This window comes from Myxococcus sp. CA051A, assembly GCF_013336705.1.
Classification (GTDB): domain Bacteria; phylum Myxococcota; class Myxococcia; order Myxococcales; family Myxococcaceae; genus Myxococcus; species Myxococcus llanfairpwllgwyngyllgogerychwyrndrobwllllantysiliogogogochensis.
On the sequence record NZ_JABUMS010000002.1, the window covers coordinates 960,723 to 977,572 of the forward strand.

The window sequence follows — 16,850 nt, forward strand, 5'->3', positions numbered from 1 at the left end:
GCGGTGACACCGTCCAATCACAAGGCCAACACAGGACGTGATGGCGGCTCCGCGTGGGCCTCGCGACGTCGCGCCCAGGGATTCACGCAGTCACACCACGTCTGCTTTCAGCACGGCGGCATGCACCCCACGCGACAGTCCGCGTGGGCACGCGTGTCGGGAGCTACTTGCGCAGCAGCGTCCCCTCGAAGAAGAACGCGACGCACGCGGCCAGGATGAGCCACGTCCACAGCGGCACGGTCGGCCGGTCCTCGTCACCGCTGGACGCCTTCACCGTCTCCTCACCGAAGTACGCGGTGAGGGTGTCCTGCGGCACGCGCGTCAGGTCGCTCTCCGCCGGGTCGAGCATCGCCGCGAAGGACAGCGCCGGCTGCATCTTCCCGTCCGCGCCCAGCACCGAGTACGCCCCCGGCTCCAGCACCGGCCCCGCCACGACCGAGCCGTCCGGCTGCTCCTTCACCGGCAACTCGCTCCCATCCGGCGCCTTCACCGCCGTCACCTTCTGCGAGCCCTCCGGCCGCAGCGTCACCTGCTCACCCACGCGCACGCGCACCTCCTCGCGCTCCTCCAGTGAGCCGGTGAGGTACGCCGCGAAGCGCTGCATCAGCGGCAGGAAGCTGGTGCGGATGGCGAAGTCACTCCAGTCACGGTCCACCGTGCTGGTGAACATGGCCACGCGGCCCTTGCCCTTGCGCATCACCGCCACCGCGGGCGCCCCGTCCTCGTACGTGGCCAGCACCTGGCTCGCGCCGGGCGACGCCGGGTTGTCCGCCTCCAGCAACACGTACCGGTAGAAGCGCGCGCCGATGAGCCCCTCCTCCGCCCGCCCCGTGAAGGGCGAGAAGAGCACGTGCTCCTGCTTCACCTGCGCCAGCCGCGCCGCCTTCGTCTCCGCTTCCGGGTCCGTCTCGCGCTCCGCGCTGGTGCGCACCACGCGCAGCGGCCTGGGCAACACCGCCCCCAACCGCTGGTTGTAGTCCTCCGTGTTCACCCGGTCGCCCATGCTCAGGAACAGCCCGCCGCCGTTCTCCACGAAGGCCGCCAGCCGAGCCGCCTCCTCTGGAGTGGGCGCCGGCACGTTCAACAGCAGCACCAGGTCGTACGCGGCGAAGTCCTCGCGCAGCCCCACCTCCGAGTCACGCACCGCGACTTCCACCGGAGAGCCGGGCGCCGTCAGCGCCGCGTCCACGAAGAACGCCTCGTCGCGGTAGCGCGTCGCATGGGGCGCCCCATTCACCACCAGCGCCTTGAGCGCCTTGGGTACCGGCAACACGAACGCCCGTCGGTCATCCTCCGCCAGCGAGTCCGACGCCAGCGTCACCTGGCCCACCACCGTGCCGCCTTGCGGGAAGCGCACCGTCAGCGCTTTCTGCGTGGTGCCACCCGCGGGCACGTCGACGAAGCCCTTGGCCAGCGTCGTCTCGCCCGTGCGCACCGCGGCCTCCAAATCCTTGGCCGCCTCCGTCCCGAAGTTGCGCACCGTGAAGGTGAACTGGAACGAGCGCGGCCCCGCCTGGAGCGCGGGCTCCACCTTCAGGTCCACAATCGCGTGGTTGTTGAGCGCCTCGCGTCCCTCGGCCACGTCGCGCAGCACGACTTCGGGCTTCACCGGCGCCCCCGTGGGGCCCTTCACCGTGGGCGGCGGCGCCTCCAGCCGGAACGCCGAGGCCGCCATGTCGGAGACCACCACCAGCCGCTTGGCGGCCATGGGGTTCTCCTCCAGCGAGCGCGAGGCCATCTCCATGCACCGCGACAGGTCCGCCGCCCCATAGGTCGGCTTCGCTTCATCTACGAGTCCCCGCAACCGGGCCCGGTCGAAGCCCGGCGGCGGAGGCGCGGCGGGGGAGCTGGTGCACACCAGCACCGTGGCGGGCTCCTCGGGCAGCAGGTCCTTGAGCGCGTCGCGCGCCTCGTCCCGTCCTCGCTCGAAGAGCGACGTGCCGTCCGTCCAACGCATGGACAGCGACGCGTCCAGGATGATGGCCGTGGCGGCCGGGCCCTTCACCACCTGCGCGGCGTGCGCGTCACGGCTCAGCTCCGGCCGGGCGAGCGCGATGGGAATCGCCAGCAGGATGAGCGTGCGCAGCGCGTACAACAGCAGGCGCTTGAGCTTGAGTCGGCTGGCGGTGCGCTTCTGGCTGCGCAGCACGAAGGCCAGCGGGCCGAACGGATGGGGCCTCGGCCGACGTCGGTCGAACAGGTGCACCAGCAGGGGGATGAGCGCGCCCAGCGCGCCCAGCAGCATCCACGGATTGCCAAACGTCACCCGCGCCTCCCGCGTCGCCCCAGGTAGCGCAGCAGCACGTCGTCCAGCTTCTCGTCGGTGCGCACCAGCTCGTAGTCCACGTCCGCCTCCGCGCACGAGGCCTTCACGCTGGCCAGGAAGGCGTGGAACTCCTCCAGGTAGCTCTCCTTGATTTCGCGCGGATTCACCTCGATGCGGCCCTCACCCTCCATGTCCAGGAAGAGCGTGGGGTCATCGAAGGGGAACGTCAGCTCCGCCGGGTCCACGACATGGAACAGCGACACGTCGTTCTTGCGCTGCCGCAGCGCGAGCACCCGCTTGAGCGCGTCCTGCTTCTCGTCGAGCAGGTCCGACAGGACGATGACGGTGGAGCGCCGGGGCAGCACCTCCGCCAGGTGGTCCGCCGCGCTGCCCAGGTCCGTGCCTCCGCCCGGCGTCGTGGCGTCCAGCGTCTCCAGCAGCACGTTGAGGTGGCCTGCCGAAGCGCGCGGCGGCACGTCCTTCCACTTGCCGCCGGTGAGCAGCGCCAGCCCCGCCGCGTCCTGCTGACGCACCAGCAGGTAGCACAGCGCTCCCGCCAGCGTGGTGGCGACCTCCAGCTTGTTCAACGCGCCGCTGCCGTAGCCCATGGAGGCGGACGCATCCACCACCATGACCGAACGCAGGTTCGTCTCATGCTCGAAGCGCTTGACGTAGTACTTGTCGAACTTGCCGTACGCCTTCCAGTCCAGGTGGCGCAGCTCGTCGCCGGGGGCGTATTCCTTGTGCTCGGCGAACTCCACGCTCTGCCCCTGGTGGGGACTCTTGTGGAGGCCGGACAGCACCCCCTCCATCACCGCGCGGGCACGCAGCTTCACGCCCTTGAGGCGGGCCAGCGTCTGGGCATCGAGCAGCACGCGGCGCTAGCCCTTCACCACCGTGAGGAGCTGGTCGATGAGCTTCACGGAGGTGATGCCCTCGCTCTCCGCGGTGAAGTTGGGCAGCACGCGGTGACGCAGCACCGGCCGCGACAGCGCCCGCACGTCCTCCACCGTGGCCACGAAGCGGCCGTGGAGAATCGCGCGCGCCTTCGCCGCGAGCACCAGGTACTGGCTGGCGCGAGGGCCCGCGCCCCAGGACACGTTCTTCGCCACGAAGTCCGGCACGCCGGGCTCCTTGGGGCGGGTGTTGCGCACCAGCTCCACCGCGAAGCGCACCACGTGGTCCGGCACCGGCACGCGCCGCACCAGCTCCTGCAGCGCGAGGATGCGCTCGGGCGACAGAATCTTCTCCAGCTTCGGCTGCTCGCCGCCCGTGGTGCTCTTGACGATCTGCACCTCTTCCTCGGCCGTGGGGTAGCCCACGTCGACGAGGAACATGAAGCGGTCCAACTGCGCTTCCGGAAGCGGGTACGTGCCTTCCTGCTCAATCGGGTTCTGGGTGGCGAAGACGAGGAAGGGCAAATCCAACGGATACGTCCGACCGCCCGCGGTGATGCGGTACTCCTGCATGGCCTGGAGCAGCGCGGCCTGCGTCTTGGGCGGCGTGCGGTTCACCTCATCCGCGAGGATGATGTTGGCGAACAGCGGCCCCTGCACGAAGCGGAAGTTGCGCCGGCCGGTGGTGCGGTCCTCCTCCAGGATGTCCGTGCCGGTGATGTCCGACGGCATCAGGTCCGGAGTGAACTGGATGCGGTTGAAGGAGAGGTTGAGGACGTCCGCCAGCGTGGAGATGAGCAGCGTCTTGGCGAGGCCGGGCACGCCGACGAAGAGGCAGTGGCCCCGGCTGAAGAGCGAGATGAGCAGGTGCTCGACGACTTCCCGCTGGCCGACGACGCGCTTCTCAATCTGGCCGACGATGGCGTTTCGAGCCTCGGCGAGCTCCTCGACTGCGCGGAGGTCGTCGCTCGAGGGGTCGGGCACGGGACGTGGGGCGGGGGCGGCGCTTTCCATGGAAGGAGTCTCTTAATTCGCGGGCGGCGCCCGGACCAACGGTTTCCTCCTTCCGAGCAGCCGAGTCGTGAGGTGGCAACCGTTGGAGCGGGGGGCTATTCCGCTGCCATACACTCTGGAACAGGCCCGTAAGGGGCCTGGGCCCCCTCCGTGCCTGCACGCCCCCCGAGCAGGGCCAGCCCCCCGAGGGGCAGGGGGAATGCCGCCTCGCGGACACGCTGCTTACCGTCTCCGGAGAACCGGCCTCCGACGGACGGCGGCCGTCTCCGGGGTGCGCGCATGCGGTTTGAGCGAGCGGGACGTTGGTTCCACGGCTGGCGGGTGATGGGGCCCGTGGCCCTCCTCTGGGGGGCCGGGCTGGCGTGTGGCTCCCAGCAGGACGCTCCCGAGCCCCCCGGGGAGACCGCCGCGCCCGGAGCCGACGGGGTGGCGCCGTCCGGGCCGGAAACGCCGCCCTCGGAGTCCACTTCGCCGCCCTCGGGCGCGCTGCCGGAGGGCACCCTCTGGGAGACCCGCGTGGGTGGGCCGCAGGACGACACGCCGTCGGGCCTCGCCGTGGGACGCGGCGGCGACGTGGTGATGGTGGTGTCGCAGACACCCCGGCAGGACGCCGACCGCGAGCCGGTGGAGGGAGAGCTGCTGGCGGTGGAGCTGGCGCGGTATTCGCCGGAGGGGACGTCGCACTGGGTGCAGGACTTTCCCCGGGAGCGGCTCTCGGAACTGAGGGTGGCGGCCTCGCCGGGCACGGACGGCGCGGTGTTCCTCACCGGCAATGCGTTCCTGTATCCGGCGAACTTCGGGCTGGGCGCGGCGCAGGACGGCTTCGTGGTGCGCTTCAACGCGGAGGGGCGCGCGACGTGGCAGCAGCGCGTGGGGCAGAAGGCGCGGGCGGTGGCGGCGGACCCGGCCGGGGGCGTGGTGGTGGCGGGCGAGGAGTGGGAAGGCGAGGTGCAGGACCCGGTGCTGACGCACTACGCGGAGGACGGCTCGGTGCGCTGGACGCGGCGGCTCACCGGGACGGGCGAGGGCACGGCGCTGCACGCGGTGGCGCTGGCGCCGTCGGGGCAGACGGTGCTCGCGGGGCAGCTCTCCGACACGCTGGAGGTGGATGGCGAGTCATTCGGCGCCAAGGGCCGGCGCGGCTTCGTGGTGCTCGCGTTCGACGAGGCGGGGAAGTTGGTGTGGGGACGGGAGCTGCCGGGCGCGAAGGGGCGGGTGACGTCGGTGGCGGTGGGGCCGGATGGCGCGGTGACGGTGGCGGGGGACTTCACGGGCCTGCTCGTGTGGGGCGGCACGTCGCTGGGGACTCAAGGACCGTTCGTGCTCGGCGTGGGCGCGGAGGGCGAGGTGCGCTGGCTGAAGCAGCCGGAGTGCGGCGACCAGGCGTCGGAGGGTGTCGCGGCGGCGGTGGATGACGCGGGCGCGGTGATGGTGGCGTGCGGTGACGTGCTCACGCGCTACGCGGCGGATGGGACGCAGCAGGGCGAGCGCAAACTGCCGGCGGAGGGCTGCGCGAGTGGCGAGTGCTCGCTCGCGGTGACGGGGCTCGCGATGGTGCCCGGGCGCGGACTGGCCGTCGCGGGCTGGCAGCGCGATGGCGGCGGGGACGGGTGGAACCAGGACGCGTTCCTGCGGGTGGTGACGCCGGAGTGAGTGGGCCCGGACGTTCGCCCGCGAGCGTCCCTCCACGTCTCCGCATCAATCTGAAGCGGACCTCAGGTGCCATGCGCACGCTCGGGGTTGCTCGGATGTTTGTGTAAAATTCGAGAGACATTGCTCACTGCTCCGTCGTGACGGTGTTGTGTGTTGCTCGCAGTCGGACACATGGAGTTCCTGGGATGGAACTCAAGCGATAGCCAAGGCCGGAATTCGGTATTTCGCGGTAAACACCGAGTCGAAGCCGACGAGCCCTGTATTCATCCCATCCTGGAAAGAGACACCATGAGTCCCTTGAGAGTCGTTGCATCCCTGTCGCTGTGGGGCGTGCTGTCAGCCTGTGGCGGCGGCACGTCACCCGACGAGGTATCCGAGACAGCTTCCAGCAAGGCCGCGCTGGACTGCGCCGCCATGAGCGCGCCGGTGTATCACCGCATCCGGGCGAGCAACGGCGACAGCCTCTACACGCTCAACGCGAACGAGGCGGCCAGCGCCGCGACGAACTACGGCTACACCGATGACCGGGGCGTGGCCTTCCGCGCCGCCGCCGTCGCGGGCCCGGGCCTGTCCACGGTGTATCGGTTGTACAGCCCGAGCCGGAACGAGCACTTCTGGACCATCGACGCGGCGGAGAAGCAGCAGCTCGCGACGCAGGGCGGGTTCACCACGGACGAGGGGACGGGCTTCTTCGCGTCGACGACGGCGGAGCCGTGCCTGGTCCCTGTCTATCGCTATGCGAACGACACGCTGCGCAAGCACCGCTTCGCGACGACGGCGGCGGAGCGCTCGGCGCTGAGCGCGGCGGGGTGGGTGGACGAGGGCATCAAGTTCCACGCGGCGCCCACGACGGCGCAGCCCGTGGATACGAAGTTCACCCTGGTCATCATCCCGGACACGCAGAACGAGCTCATCTCGCAGTCCACGCTGATTGACCACCGGATGCAGTGGCTGGCGGATAACAAGGACGCGCTCGACATCCGCTTCGTGGGCCACACGGGCGACATGGCGAACTGGGACACGGCGGACCACATCCAGTACGTTCGGGCGAGCAACGCGTTCCAGAAGCTGGATGCCGCGCAGATTCCCTATGCCATCGCCATTGGCAACCATGACACCGCGGCGACGTGCCCCGGTGGCAGCGCGTGCCCTGGCAATGTGAATGCGAACCTCCGCAACACCACCACCTTCAACACGTACTTTCCGACGACGCGGTTCCGCGCGCTGGCGGGCGTGTTCGAGGCGGGCAAGTGCGACAATGCCTATCACACCTTCACGGCGGGCGGGCTGAACTGGCTGGTCATCAACGTGGAACTCTGGGCGCGGACGAATGCGGTCAACTGGGTGAAGAGCGTCGTGGAGCAGCACCCGCGTCACAACGTCATCGTGCTGACGCACTCGCACCAGACGAGTGGGGGCGGCATCGAGCAGGGCAATGGCGGGTATGGAAACAACAGCCCGCAGTACGTGTTCGACACCGCGCTCAAGCCGTACGCCAACGTGCGGTTCATCTTCTCCGGGCACGTGGGCACGGCGGCGTACAGCGAAGTCACCGGCACGCAGGGGAACAAAATCTACCAGATGCTGACCACGTACCATGACGGGTCGTCGAACCCGACGCGGCTCATCGAAATCGACACCGCGGCGAACACGTTCTCCTCGCGGGTGTACCTGCCGTACACCAACGTGGAGAAGCAGGATGGAACGAAGTTCACCATCTCCAACGTGAACTGGGTGCGCTGACGAAGCGAAGGGGCCGGCACGCCAGCAGGCCGGCCCCTTCCTCCGTCGTGTCCTGTCAGTCCTCCCGGTAGAGGCACACCCAGGGGACAAGACACCGCATCGGTGGCGCCGTAAGCTTCGCTGATGATGCCGAGGCGACACCTGCAGCTGCTCCTCACCCTCGTGCTGCTGGGAGGCCTTCTTGGCTTCTTCGCGCTGTGCGACTCCGTGGATGCGGTGTCGTATCTGCTGTCCTGGAATGCCGTCATCCTCAGTCTGGGATTGGGGCTCGGGGTCTATGGCTCCCGGTCGGCCCCCCGGGGGTTCCGTGTGGGGCTCCTGGTGGCCTTCGTCGGTGGCGTGGTGGGCATCCGCCTCACCGAGTGGAACTCCCGCAAGCCCTTCCTCCGAGACTTCTCCTTGCTTCGGATTGGCATGACGCGCGGTGAGGTCGAAGCCGTGATGGGCCGCTACATCGAGGGAACGGGCTGGCCCGCGAATCCCTACGTGCGGCCAGAAGCGCCTCATGGAATGGGGAGCGAGCACGCGAGAGATGCCAGACGGAGCCCGGGTGGCGCCTTGGAGCTCAAGGACAGCGTGGTCTACCGGCACACCCACCAGGGATGGGGCGACTCTGACTGGGGAATCGTGCGCTTCGAAGCGGGCCGGGTGGCTGAGCTGTCCTTCTCGCCTGACTGAAGCCGCACCGGCGTTCGTGGCGTCGAAGCACCTGCGAGGTGAGCGGGCCCGTCGAGTCGGGTGACACCGGCCCGCTCACGCGATGCTCATGGCTCAGGGCAGTTCGAGCTGGCAGGTGGCGTTGCAGCCGTCGAGGCTCCGGAGGTTGCCGTCATCGCACTGTTCCCCTTCGACGAGGTGAACGATGCCATCGCCGCAGCGAGGACCCCTGACGCAGCCTGGGGCGCACTGGCTGTAGCCACCGTCGTTGATGCCGTCATCACACTGCTCACCGGGGTCCGTGGTTCCGTTGCCGCAGAGGGGCTCCGGGTCGGGCCCGGGCACGCACTGGGTGCGTCGCGAGGGACGGAAGAAGTTGTTGAGCCCCAGCCGATACGAAGACGCCCGGGTGTGGCGCTCGGCCTGGAACACCGCGAGCTGGTAGGTGCCGCCCACGATGAGGCCCAGCTGGCTTGCGCGCTGTGACAGGGTGAGGGAGGCGGTTTCGGCCGCGTGGATTCCGCCCAGGTCCACCGCGAGGATGCCGTTGATGAACACCCAGACATCGTCATCGCCACGGAAGGTGAGGACCTCGTCACCCCGGTACTCGAACCAGTAGCGCGTCTCGCTGGTGAAGTTGAAGTTGTGGAGCTGGGCGGGGGAGCTGTTGTCCGCCCGGAGAGGCTCGTGTCCGGAGGCCACCCAGCCCGCTGTGTCCAGGGGGAAGAAGGTCTGGTCGTCGAACAGGTATTGGCCAATGGCCTGCCGGGGGAGGTCCAGGGTGCCAATGACGGTCTGGTTCACGTTGGGCACGTCTCGGAACCACTGGTCGAAGGCCGCCTTGCCGTGGGTGGTGGCGGAGGCCATGGAGGTCTTCGCGTAGACGGGTTTGCCCTGGGCATCCAGGGTGGTGGCCACGATGCCCTTCTCACTGCCGAGGGCGTTCTCGAAGTCGATGTGGCCCCGGGGGAGTGAGCCCGTCGCGAGCAGGTCGTACCCGCGGAAGTCGCGGTAGACGATGGGGAGGGACAGCTGCGCGGGAGGGAGGTCGTCGACGGCCATGCAGACGAAGCCCGGCTCGAACTCGCAGGTCGGCGAGCAACCGTCGTTGGCGAGCGTGTTGCCGTCATCGCACTGCTCGGACCTCAACTGGCCGTCGCCGCACACATTCTCGCAGACTCCGTTGGAGCAGACAGGCTCGCGCGTGCACAGCGGTGTACAGCCATCGCCCAGGTCGTTGTTGCCGTCGTCGCACTCCTCCGAGGGGTGCTTGAGGGCATCACCGCAGACAGCGGGGCCGGCATCGGGTTCGGTCCCTGTTCCGGCATCGACGCCCGCGTCAGTTCCCGCGTCGTCGCCTGGCTCTCCGCAGCCCGGCTCCAGGTCAACAGTGGGGGCTTCCTGCGCGCCCCGCATCCGGTCCGGGGCCGTCTCCGAGTCGTCCTCCCTTCCGCACGCGAACAGTGAGAGGACCAGGGAGGCGAGCAACACGCTCGCGAAGCGCAAGGGAGTACGATGATGGGGTGTCATGGGCAGTGGGTGTCTGGGGTTGGTGAACGGAGTCCACGCGGCTCCGCACGGATGGGCCATCCTGCCCGACGGCCCTGACATGCCCTGTTGCCCGGCTGTTATCTGACTTGCTCAAGAACCTTGATTGTAAATGTAGTTCGATGTGGCTCGTGAGCAGGCGCCGGCCTACTTGTGGACGAGGAGGTAGTTGGCGGTGCCGCTGTGCCAGATGCCGTCCCGGTTGTTCCAGGGGCGCAGCTTGTACCGGGCGACGACCTGCCACGTGTACTGGTTGATCTGCACCACGTAGCACTCAAACTTCAGGAGTGCGTTGTCGCCCTCGGAGCCGGGCTCCTCGAACCCCATGTCCCGAGGGGACACGTGGATGACCCAGTCATTCACCGAGCCGGAGGGGACGGTGATGTAGTTGCCGTCGGAGGCCGTTCCGGTGCGCGCGTTCTGCGCGAAGCTCTCGCCCGCATACAGACACGTGAAGACAGAGAGCATGGCCAGGAAGGAGAGGCTGGTTCGACGCGACATGGAAACTCCGGGGGTGGGCGCGGGCGTACCGAGACCCGCTTGGGCAGCCAAGCTAGGCCTCCGTTGCGAGGATTCAACTGGCCAGCACCCGGGGACGGGGTTTTCGTAAGTCATTGAATGGGCGTGAGTCGTATGCCCGATTCTTGAGAGTCGAGTGGCCAGCTCAGTCCAGAAGGGGCCGGCGAGACAGGCCGGCCCCTTCATTTCATCCGTGCGTCACGGGGCGTTGAGTTGAGCCCGGTTCAGGAAGGTCCCCTGGTGATTGGCTATCAATAGGGGGGGATCTGGGGTGCGCACTCATGCATGTAGGGACACTCCGCGCACCACTGGTCCACGATGCCGCTGCAATCGTTGTCGAGGCCGTCGTAGCAGATGTCCATCGAGCCAGGGAAGACGCCTCCGTTCGAGTCATCGCAGTCAGAGTCAAGGTCGACATAGCCAGAAGGTTGGCCGCAGGCCTGGATGGAGATGTTGTAATTGCCATTGCCGTCTCCATCCGCATCCCGGTACCAGGTCTGGGTGGCAAGCCCCTCATCCACGGCGCTGTCGCAGTCGTTGTCCATGGAGTCACATGTCTCCGTCGCGTTGGGGTGGATGTTGGGGTTGCCGTCGTGGCAGTCCCCGGTTTGAGTGGTGTGGAACTGGATGAGGCAGCCCATCGTGCCCGGATGGCTGGCGGAGCCGTAGCCGTCGTGGTCCGCGTCCGGATAGAGCCTGCGCAGGGCTCCTTCATCCACCTCCCCATTGCAGTTGTTGTCGGCGAAGTCGCAAATCTCGGCGGCTCCGGGATTCCGGCTCGCCGAGGAGTCGCTGCAGTCATCGGCGTTCGCCACATAGCCGCCAGGCTGGGTGCAGGAGGCGGTCGGTAGGGTGGGGTTGCCGTAGCCGTCCGCATCCGCATCCCGATAGAAGGTGAGCAGCACGCCTTCGTCCGCGGAGCCGTTGCAGTTGTTGTCCAAGCCGTCGCAGCTCTCCGTCCTCCCGGGAGAGACATTCGAGCGGGCGTCGTCGCAGTCGGAGCTGTTCGCGACGTAGCCGCCGGGCCGGGCACAGGTGGACGCGGAGAGGCTCGAGGCGCCGTATCCATCGCCATCCGCATCCCGGTACCACGTGGGAATCACGCCTTCATCCGCCTGCCCATTGCAGTTGTTGTCCACGGAGTCGCAGACCTCCGAGGCGCTGGGACGGATGCTCGCGCTGCTGTCGTTGCAGTCGGTGGCATCCGCGACATATCCACCGGGCCGCGAGCAGGCCTGGGTGGGCAGGCCCGCGTTGCCATACCCATCACCGTCGGCGTCACGATAGAAGGTGGACTGCACCCCCTCGTCCGCGGCGCCGTTGCAGTTATTGTCCACCGAGTCGCAGACCTCCGTGGCGCCGGGACGAATGCTCGCGCTGGCGTCGTTGCAGTCGGTGGCATCCGCGACATAACCACCGGGCCGCGAGCAGGCCTGGGTCGGCAGGCCCGCGTTGCCAGCCCCGTCACCATCGGCGTCACGGTAGAAGGTGGACTGCACGCCCTCGTCGGTGGCGCCGTTGCAGTTGTTGTCCGCACCGTCACAGACCTCCGTGCCCCCGGGGCGGATGCTCGCGCTGGTGTCGTTGCAGTCGCTGGCGTTCGCCGCGTACCCACCGGGCTGGGCGCAAGCGTGTGTCGGCTGGCTTGCGTTGCCGTACCCGTCACCATCCGCGTCCCGGTAGAAAGTCGACGTCACGCCTTCGTCCGTGACGCCGTCGCAGTTGTTGTCCACCGAGTCGCAGACCTCCGAGGCGCCAGGACGGACGCTCGCGCTGGCGTCGTTGCAGTCAGTGGTGTCCGTCACGTATCCAGCGGGCCGTGAGCACGCCTGGGTGGGCAGACCCGCGTTGCCGTGACCGTCCCCATCCGCGTCCCGATAGAACGTCGACGTCACCCCTTCATCCGTGGAGCCGTCGCAGTTGTTGTCCACGGCGTCGCACGTCTCCGTCGCGCCCGGCCTGATGCTGGCGCTGGTGTCATTGCAGTCACCGGCAATCGACACGTGCCCCGCGGGCTGGTCGCACTTCTGCGAGGTGCTGGAGGCCATGCCGTACCCGTCGCCATCGGCGTCGCGGTACCACGTCTGGGTGGCGAGGCCCTCGTCAGCGGAGCCGTTGCAATTGTTGTCGGCGCCGTCACAGGCCTCCGTCGCGCCCGGCTGGATGCTCGCGTTGCCGTCGTTGCAGTCGCTGGCGTTCGACACGTAGCCGGAAGGTCGCGCACAGGCCTGCATCGACTGCGCCGCGCTGCCGTAACCGTCCCCATCCGCGTCGCGGTACCACGCGCTCATCAGGCCTTCGTCGACCTGGGTGTCGCAGTCGTTGTCCACGCTGTCGCAGACCTCGCTGCCACCGGGCTTGATGGCCGCGTCGCCGTCGTTGCAGTCGACCGCGTTCGACACGTGGCTGGGAGGTTGACGGCAACCCTGGACGGCCTGCCCGACAGCGCCGAAGCCGTCTCCGTCCTGATCGCGATACCACGCCTGCGTGGCCAGCCCTTCGTCCGCCTGTCCATCGCAGTTGTTGTCCACGGCGTCGCACACCTCCGTGGCGCCGGGGTGCAGGCTCGGCTGGACATCGTCGCAGTCACCCGCGTTCGGCGCATGGCCCAGGGGCCGAGCACACGCCTGCGTCGACTGGGACGTCACGCCGTAGTTGTCGCCGTCCTGGTCCCGGTACCACGCCTGGAAGGTGAGCTCCTCGTCCGACTGACCGTCGCAGTCATTGTCCAGGCCATCGCATGTCTCCGACGAGGCGGCCTGCTTCTGCACGCACTCGATGGCACCATGGGAGCAGTGCGTCACGCCGTCACCACAGACGCCCTGGGCACCCGTGGGGCACGCCACCAGGCCGCCAGGGTTCTCCTCGTCCGCCTGTCCATCACAGTCATTGTCCAGGCTGTCGCACGCCTCCGTGGACGCAGCCTGGTTTTGTGTGCAGACCACGCTTCCTTGCGTGCAGGCCGTGGTGCCCGCCGCGCACACGCCGGGCAGTCCCGTGGCGCAGCCCTCGCCGCCGCTCGGGTTGCCGTCGTCCGCCTGTCCGTCACAGCTGTCATCCACGCCGTTGCACTGCTCCGGTGCGCCCGGATAGGTGGTGGGCATGTAGTCGTCGCAGTCGATCTCCTCGACGAAACCGGGAGACGGTGTGCAGGCGGACTCGAAGAAGAACTCATCTCCGAAGCCATCCATGTCCCCGTCGAAATAGAACGTGTTGGTGAGCAGCGTGGACGTGGGCGTCGTCGTCGGCGTGGTGGACGCGAGGGTGGTGGTGCCGAGCTGTCCATGGCTGTTGTTGCCCCAGGCCCACACGGGACAGCCCGGTCTCACCGCCACCACGTGCTGGGCTCCCGCGGAGATGGAGGTGGCGTCAGTGAGCCCTGTCGCGTCCACCGGCGTGGCGCTGTTCACCGTGGTGCCATTGCCGAGCTGGCCCGAGGCGTTGTGGCCCCACACCTTCACGAAGCCGTTGCCCATGATGACGGTGGACGTGTTGTGGCCCGCCGCGATGGCCGTGGCCGCGAACACGCCTCCTACCGGCGAGGGCGACAGTACGGGCGTGGGGGTAGCGCTGCCGGTCCCTGTCTGCCCGAAGGTGTTCTGGCCCCAGGCCCACACATTGCCGAACTGCTCGTCGATGATGAGCGAGTGGCCCGCTCCCGCGGCCATCGCCCTGGCGCGCGGAATTCCCGCCACCCGCGTGGGCGTCAGCACCATCGAGGGCGAGGTGCTTCCGGTGCCCACCTGCCCGGCGCTATTGAAGCCCCAGGCCCAGACCTGCCCGTCCGCGTCCAGTGCGAGGGTGTGATTCAAGCCCGCGGCGATGGCGCGAATGGTCGGCAGTCGCGTCACCTGGAAGGGCGAGGGCACCGATGCGCTCGTGGCCCCCGTGCCCAGCTGTCCCGAGGCGTTCTGTCCCCAGGCCCAGACCTGTCCGTCCAGTGACAGGGCCAGGCAGAAGCTGCCATTGGCCGCGATGGCCTGGATGTTGGACAGCCCGGGCACCTGGGTGGGCACCAACACGAGGCCGCCTGTGTTCCCGAGCCCTGCTTGACCTGAGGCATTCTGGCCCCAGGTCCAGACATGTCCATCCACATCCAGCGCCAGGGAGTGGGCCGTGCCGGCGGCGACGGCCTTGATGGGGGGAAGCCCGTACACCCGGGTGGGCTGCGGCAGGGCCGCGGGGGTGATGCTGCCCGTCCCCACCTGTCCGAACGAGTTCTGTCCCCAGGCCCAGACCTCTCCGTCCTTCTTCAGGAACAGGGAGTGATAGGCGCCTGTCGCCACCATGCGCGGCACTCGCACGGAGGAGAGCCCTTGTCGCTTCGTGGTGAGGCTTGTCTCCTCGGAGACCTTCGGGGCGAGCTCCGGCTCTTCCCCGCAGCTCACGGATGCGACGACGACGAGGACCGCGCACAACACGCGGACTCGTGACGCTTCAGAACATGGACTTTTCAAGGCACGGCTCCTGAGGGCCAACCCAGACCCGGCCTCCCTCGGGTCATGGATGTTTTTGCTGGGGGAGTCCCGCCGGATAAGGCCTGAGTCAGACAGGTCCTTCGGGGTGTCTGAGATACCCCGGATATGGTTGCGAACCGGAGGGAGCGGGAGGCGGAGCCTTTGTCGCCCGAGATGGATTTCCTGGGACAGCGTGCCCGTCATCCATGGGACTGGCTGTCTTGCCAATGTCTTGCAGTCTGGATTATGAAGAGAGGTCTTCGTCGACTGGCTGGTGGAAGGTGGACTCCGGTCGCGATGCGGTCGTGACGCTTCATGTTTCCGAACCGTGCGCCGACGACCCGGGTGGTCAGCCATGTCCTTTCCGCCAGCGCGGCGGCGAATCCCAGCGGGGGCATATCCCCCATGTCTGGAGTTGAGTGAGCTCTATCTCCGACATGGGCGGGCCTTGCGTCAGCGGGCGCGGGCGTTGCTCGGAGGCGTGGACGAATCCGAAGACGTGCTCCAGGACGTCTTCCTGGCCATGCTGGCCAGCCCGGAGCTGCACCGGGGAGAGGCGTCGGTCTTCACGCTGCTGTCCCAGATGGTGACGCACAAGGCCCTGGACCGGTACCGGGCGCGAGCGCGCCGTCTGGTCTGGCACGCCCGACTGGGAAGTGAGGCCCGCTCCGATGATGGGGGCGAGAGCCTTCAGCGCGTCGAGGCAGCCAGGGATTTGCGTTGGATGGTCCGTTCCACGCCTGCCCAGGTCCTCACCGCCGCCCGCCTGCACTTCGTCGAGGGACACACGCAAGGCGAGGTCGCCGAGGTGCTCGGCGTGTCTCGAAAGACGGTGGTGCGCCTGCTCAAGCGACTGTGGGTCCAGGCCCGCTGCTGAGCGGCGCGCTGCCCAGCTTCAAATCCTTGTGCAGCCCCGCGTCGCGACTCACGCGCCAGATTTTCTGGTCCAGGTAGTAGTGGTGCAGCGCGAAGCCCCAGATGAAGCCCGACATGAAATCTCTCAGCGTCAGGCCCGCTCCCAGCGCGAGCTTCGCGTCGAACCCGCCACAGCCCGGATGCGCGCCAAAGCCACACCCCACGCCCCGGTACACCAACGTGAAGACCACGCCGCACACCGCGTAGATGAGGAAGCGCTGACTCACCTTCGGTGCCCAGCCGAAGGACGCCGCATCCGCGCCCGGTGAGTGATAGCGATTGCGGTGATAGAACCAGACGACGCCGTGGTACTGCACGTTGTGGAACGCCGTCACCGCCACGGCGAACATGATGAAGTCCATCCGCGCCGACACCGACGGCCAGAACACCACCGCCGACAGCCCCACCGCCGCCCCCATCATCAACAGCTTGGGCCCGTTCACCCGCTGCCCTGTCCTCCACCGCCACGCCTGCCGCCCCGCGCTCAGCACCCCCACCGCGAGCACCAGCGAGAAGCACGCCGCCGCGACCACCGGCTCCCAGGTGGGCGTCCCCGTCAGCCCCAACTGCTTGCGCGCTCCCGGATGCGTCACCGCGAACGCGACGAAGGGCGCGAGCAACCCCACGTACAGCGTCACGCTGTCGAGCCTCCGGTCCACGAGCGACGTCTCGCCACCCTTGCGCTGGTACAGCGACATCAGCCCGTAGTGCTGTCGCACCACGTGCCAGTACGCCCACAGCGCGGCGAACGTGAGGAACAACAGGAAGGGCAGCTTGCTGCCCACCACCGTCGACACCGCGAAGCACAGGGGCCCCAGCGCGAACCACCCCAGACTCCCCAAGAGCAACCCGCGCCGCGTCTTCCACTCCCTCGCGTCCAGGTACGTGCGCGACACCGTTGCGAACAGGTGCGGCCCGTCCAGCACCAGCACCCACGCCCACCACAACGCCAGGCTGCTCACGCCACCCCAGACGTGAAGCCCGACAAGAGCGAGGCTCGCGCAGGCACCGCCCACCGTGGAAATCAGGTCGTGCTGGCGGTCGACGAGCCAGCCCGCGCGTGGCGCCTCGGAGGCGGTGAGAGGCAGAGTGCTCATGAGGCTCCTCGGGGACTCCACAAGATACAGGAAGGTGCAGGTAGGCCGCAGGCCCACCTGTCGCCGTCCATTGGCCGGTCGACCG

General features: G+C 68.2%; 11 protein-coding genes. 4 read left to right on the top strand and 7 right to left on the bottom strand.

Annotation, left to right across the window (positions count from 1 at the left end; translation table 11 throughout):
* Positions 1-163: 163 nt before the first annotated feature.
* Genes HUA74_RS09225 through HUA74_RS09235 form a run of 3 tightly spaced genes read right to left on the bottom strand, consistent with a single transcriptional unit; the run spans position 164 to position 4,176 of the window.
* Positions 164-2,266 carry a BatA domain-containing protein gene (locus HUA74_RS09225; RefSeq protein ID WP_174454209.1) on the bottom strand — a complete coding sequence of 701 codons (2,103 nt, stop codon included), beginning with the start codon at positions 2,264-2,266 and terminating at the stop codon, positions 164-166.
* The gene (locus HUA74_RS09230) at positions 2,263-3,141 is read right to left on the bottom strand and encodes a DUF58 domain-containing protein (protein ID WP_141641670.1); all 879 of its coding nucleotides are present in this window, start codon (positions 3,139-3,141) and stop codon (positions 2,263-2,265) included. The genes HUA74_RS09225 and HUA74_RS09230 overlap by 4 nt, the downstream gene beginning before the upstream one ends.
* A 6-nt stretch (positions 3,142-3,147) precedes the next feature.
* The gene (locus HUA74_RS09235) at positions 3,148-4,176 is read right to left on the bottom strand and encodes a MoxR family ATPase (protein WP_141641671.1); all 1,029 of its coding nucleotides are present in this window, start codon (positions 4,174-4,176) and stop codon (positions 3,148-3,150) included.
* A gap of 279 nt (positions 4,177-4,455) precedes the next feature.
* Between HUA74_RS09235 and HUA74_RS09240 the strand changes: the two genes are divergently transcribed.
* The 3 genes from HUA74_RS09240 (at position 4,456) to HUA74_RS09250 (ending at position 8,250) form a co-directional block, all read left to right on the top strand.
* A complete protein-coding gene (locus HUA74_RS09240; RefSeq protein ID WP_174454210.1) occupies positions 4,456-5,829 on the top strand; it encodes a hypothetical protein in 1,374 nt (457 codons plus the stop codon).
* A gap of 288 nt (positions 5,830-6,117) precedes the next feature.
* A complete protein-coding gene (locus tag HUA74_RS09245; RefSeq protein WP_174454211.1) occupies positions 6,118-7,572 on the top strand; it encodes a metallophosphoesterase in 1,455 nt (484 codons plus the stop codon).
* Positions 7,573-7,695: 123 nt separating this feature from the next.
* Complete coding sequence (locus tag HUA74_RS09250) at positions 7,696-8,250, top strand: hypothetical protein (protein WP_174454212.1); 555 nt, start codon at positions 7,696-7,698, stop codon at positions 8,248-8,250.
* Between the two features lie 93 nt (positions 8,251-8,343).
* On the opposite strand, the gene HUA74_RS09255 is transcribed toward HUA74_RS09250, so the two are convergent.
* The 3 genes from HUA74_RS09255 to HUA74_RS09265 form a co-directional block, all read right to left on the bottom strand.
* Positions 8,344-9,759, bottom strand: a complete 1,416-nt coding sequence (locus HUA74_RS09255) for a fibro-slime domain-containing protein (RefSeq protein WP_174454213.1) — start codon at positions 9,757-9,759, stop codon at positions 8,344-8,346.
* A gap of 165 nt (positions 9,760-9,924) precedes the next feature.
* Positions 9,925-10,278: a hypothetical protein gene (locus HUA74_RS09260; protein ID WP_174454214.1), complete on the bottom strand. Its 354-nt coding sequence runs from the start codon at positions 10,276-10,278 to the stop codon at positions 9,925-9,927.
* A 269-nt stretch (positions 10,279-10,547) separates the two neighbouring features.
* Positions 10,548-14,717, bottom strand: a complete 4,170-nt coding sequence (locus tag HUA74_RS09265; protein ID WP_174454215.1) for a MopE-related protein — start codon at positions 14,715-14,717, stop codon at positions 10,548-10,550.
* Between the two features lie 391 nt (positions 14,718-15,108).
* On the opposite strand from HUA74_RS09265, the gene HUA74_RS09270 reads away from it, so the two are divergent.
* On the top strand, positions 15,109-15,630 hold the full coding sequence (locus tag HUA74_RS09270; RefSeq protein ID WP_174454216.1) for an RNA polymerase sigma factor: 522 nt from the start codon (positions 15,109-15,111) through the stop codon (positions 15,628-15,630).
* On the opposite strand, the gene HUA74_RS09275 is transcribed toward HUA74_RS09270, so the two are convergent.
* Positions 15,599-16,765, bottom strand: a complete 1,167-nt coding sequence (locus HUA74_RS09275; protein ID WP_174454217.1) for a hypothetical protein — start codon at positions 16,763-16,765, stop codon at positions 15,599-15,601. The genes HUA74_RS09270 and HUA74_RS09275 overlap by 32 nt on opposite strands.
* Positions 16,766-16,850 lie beyond the last annotated feature (85 nt).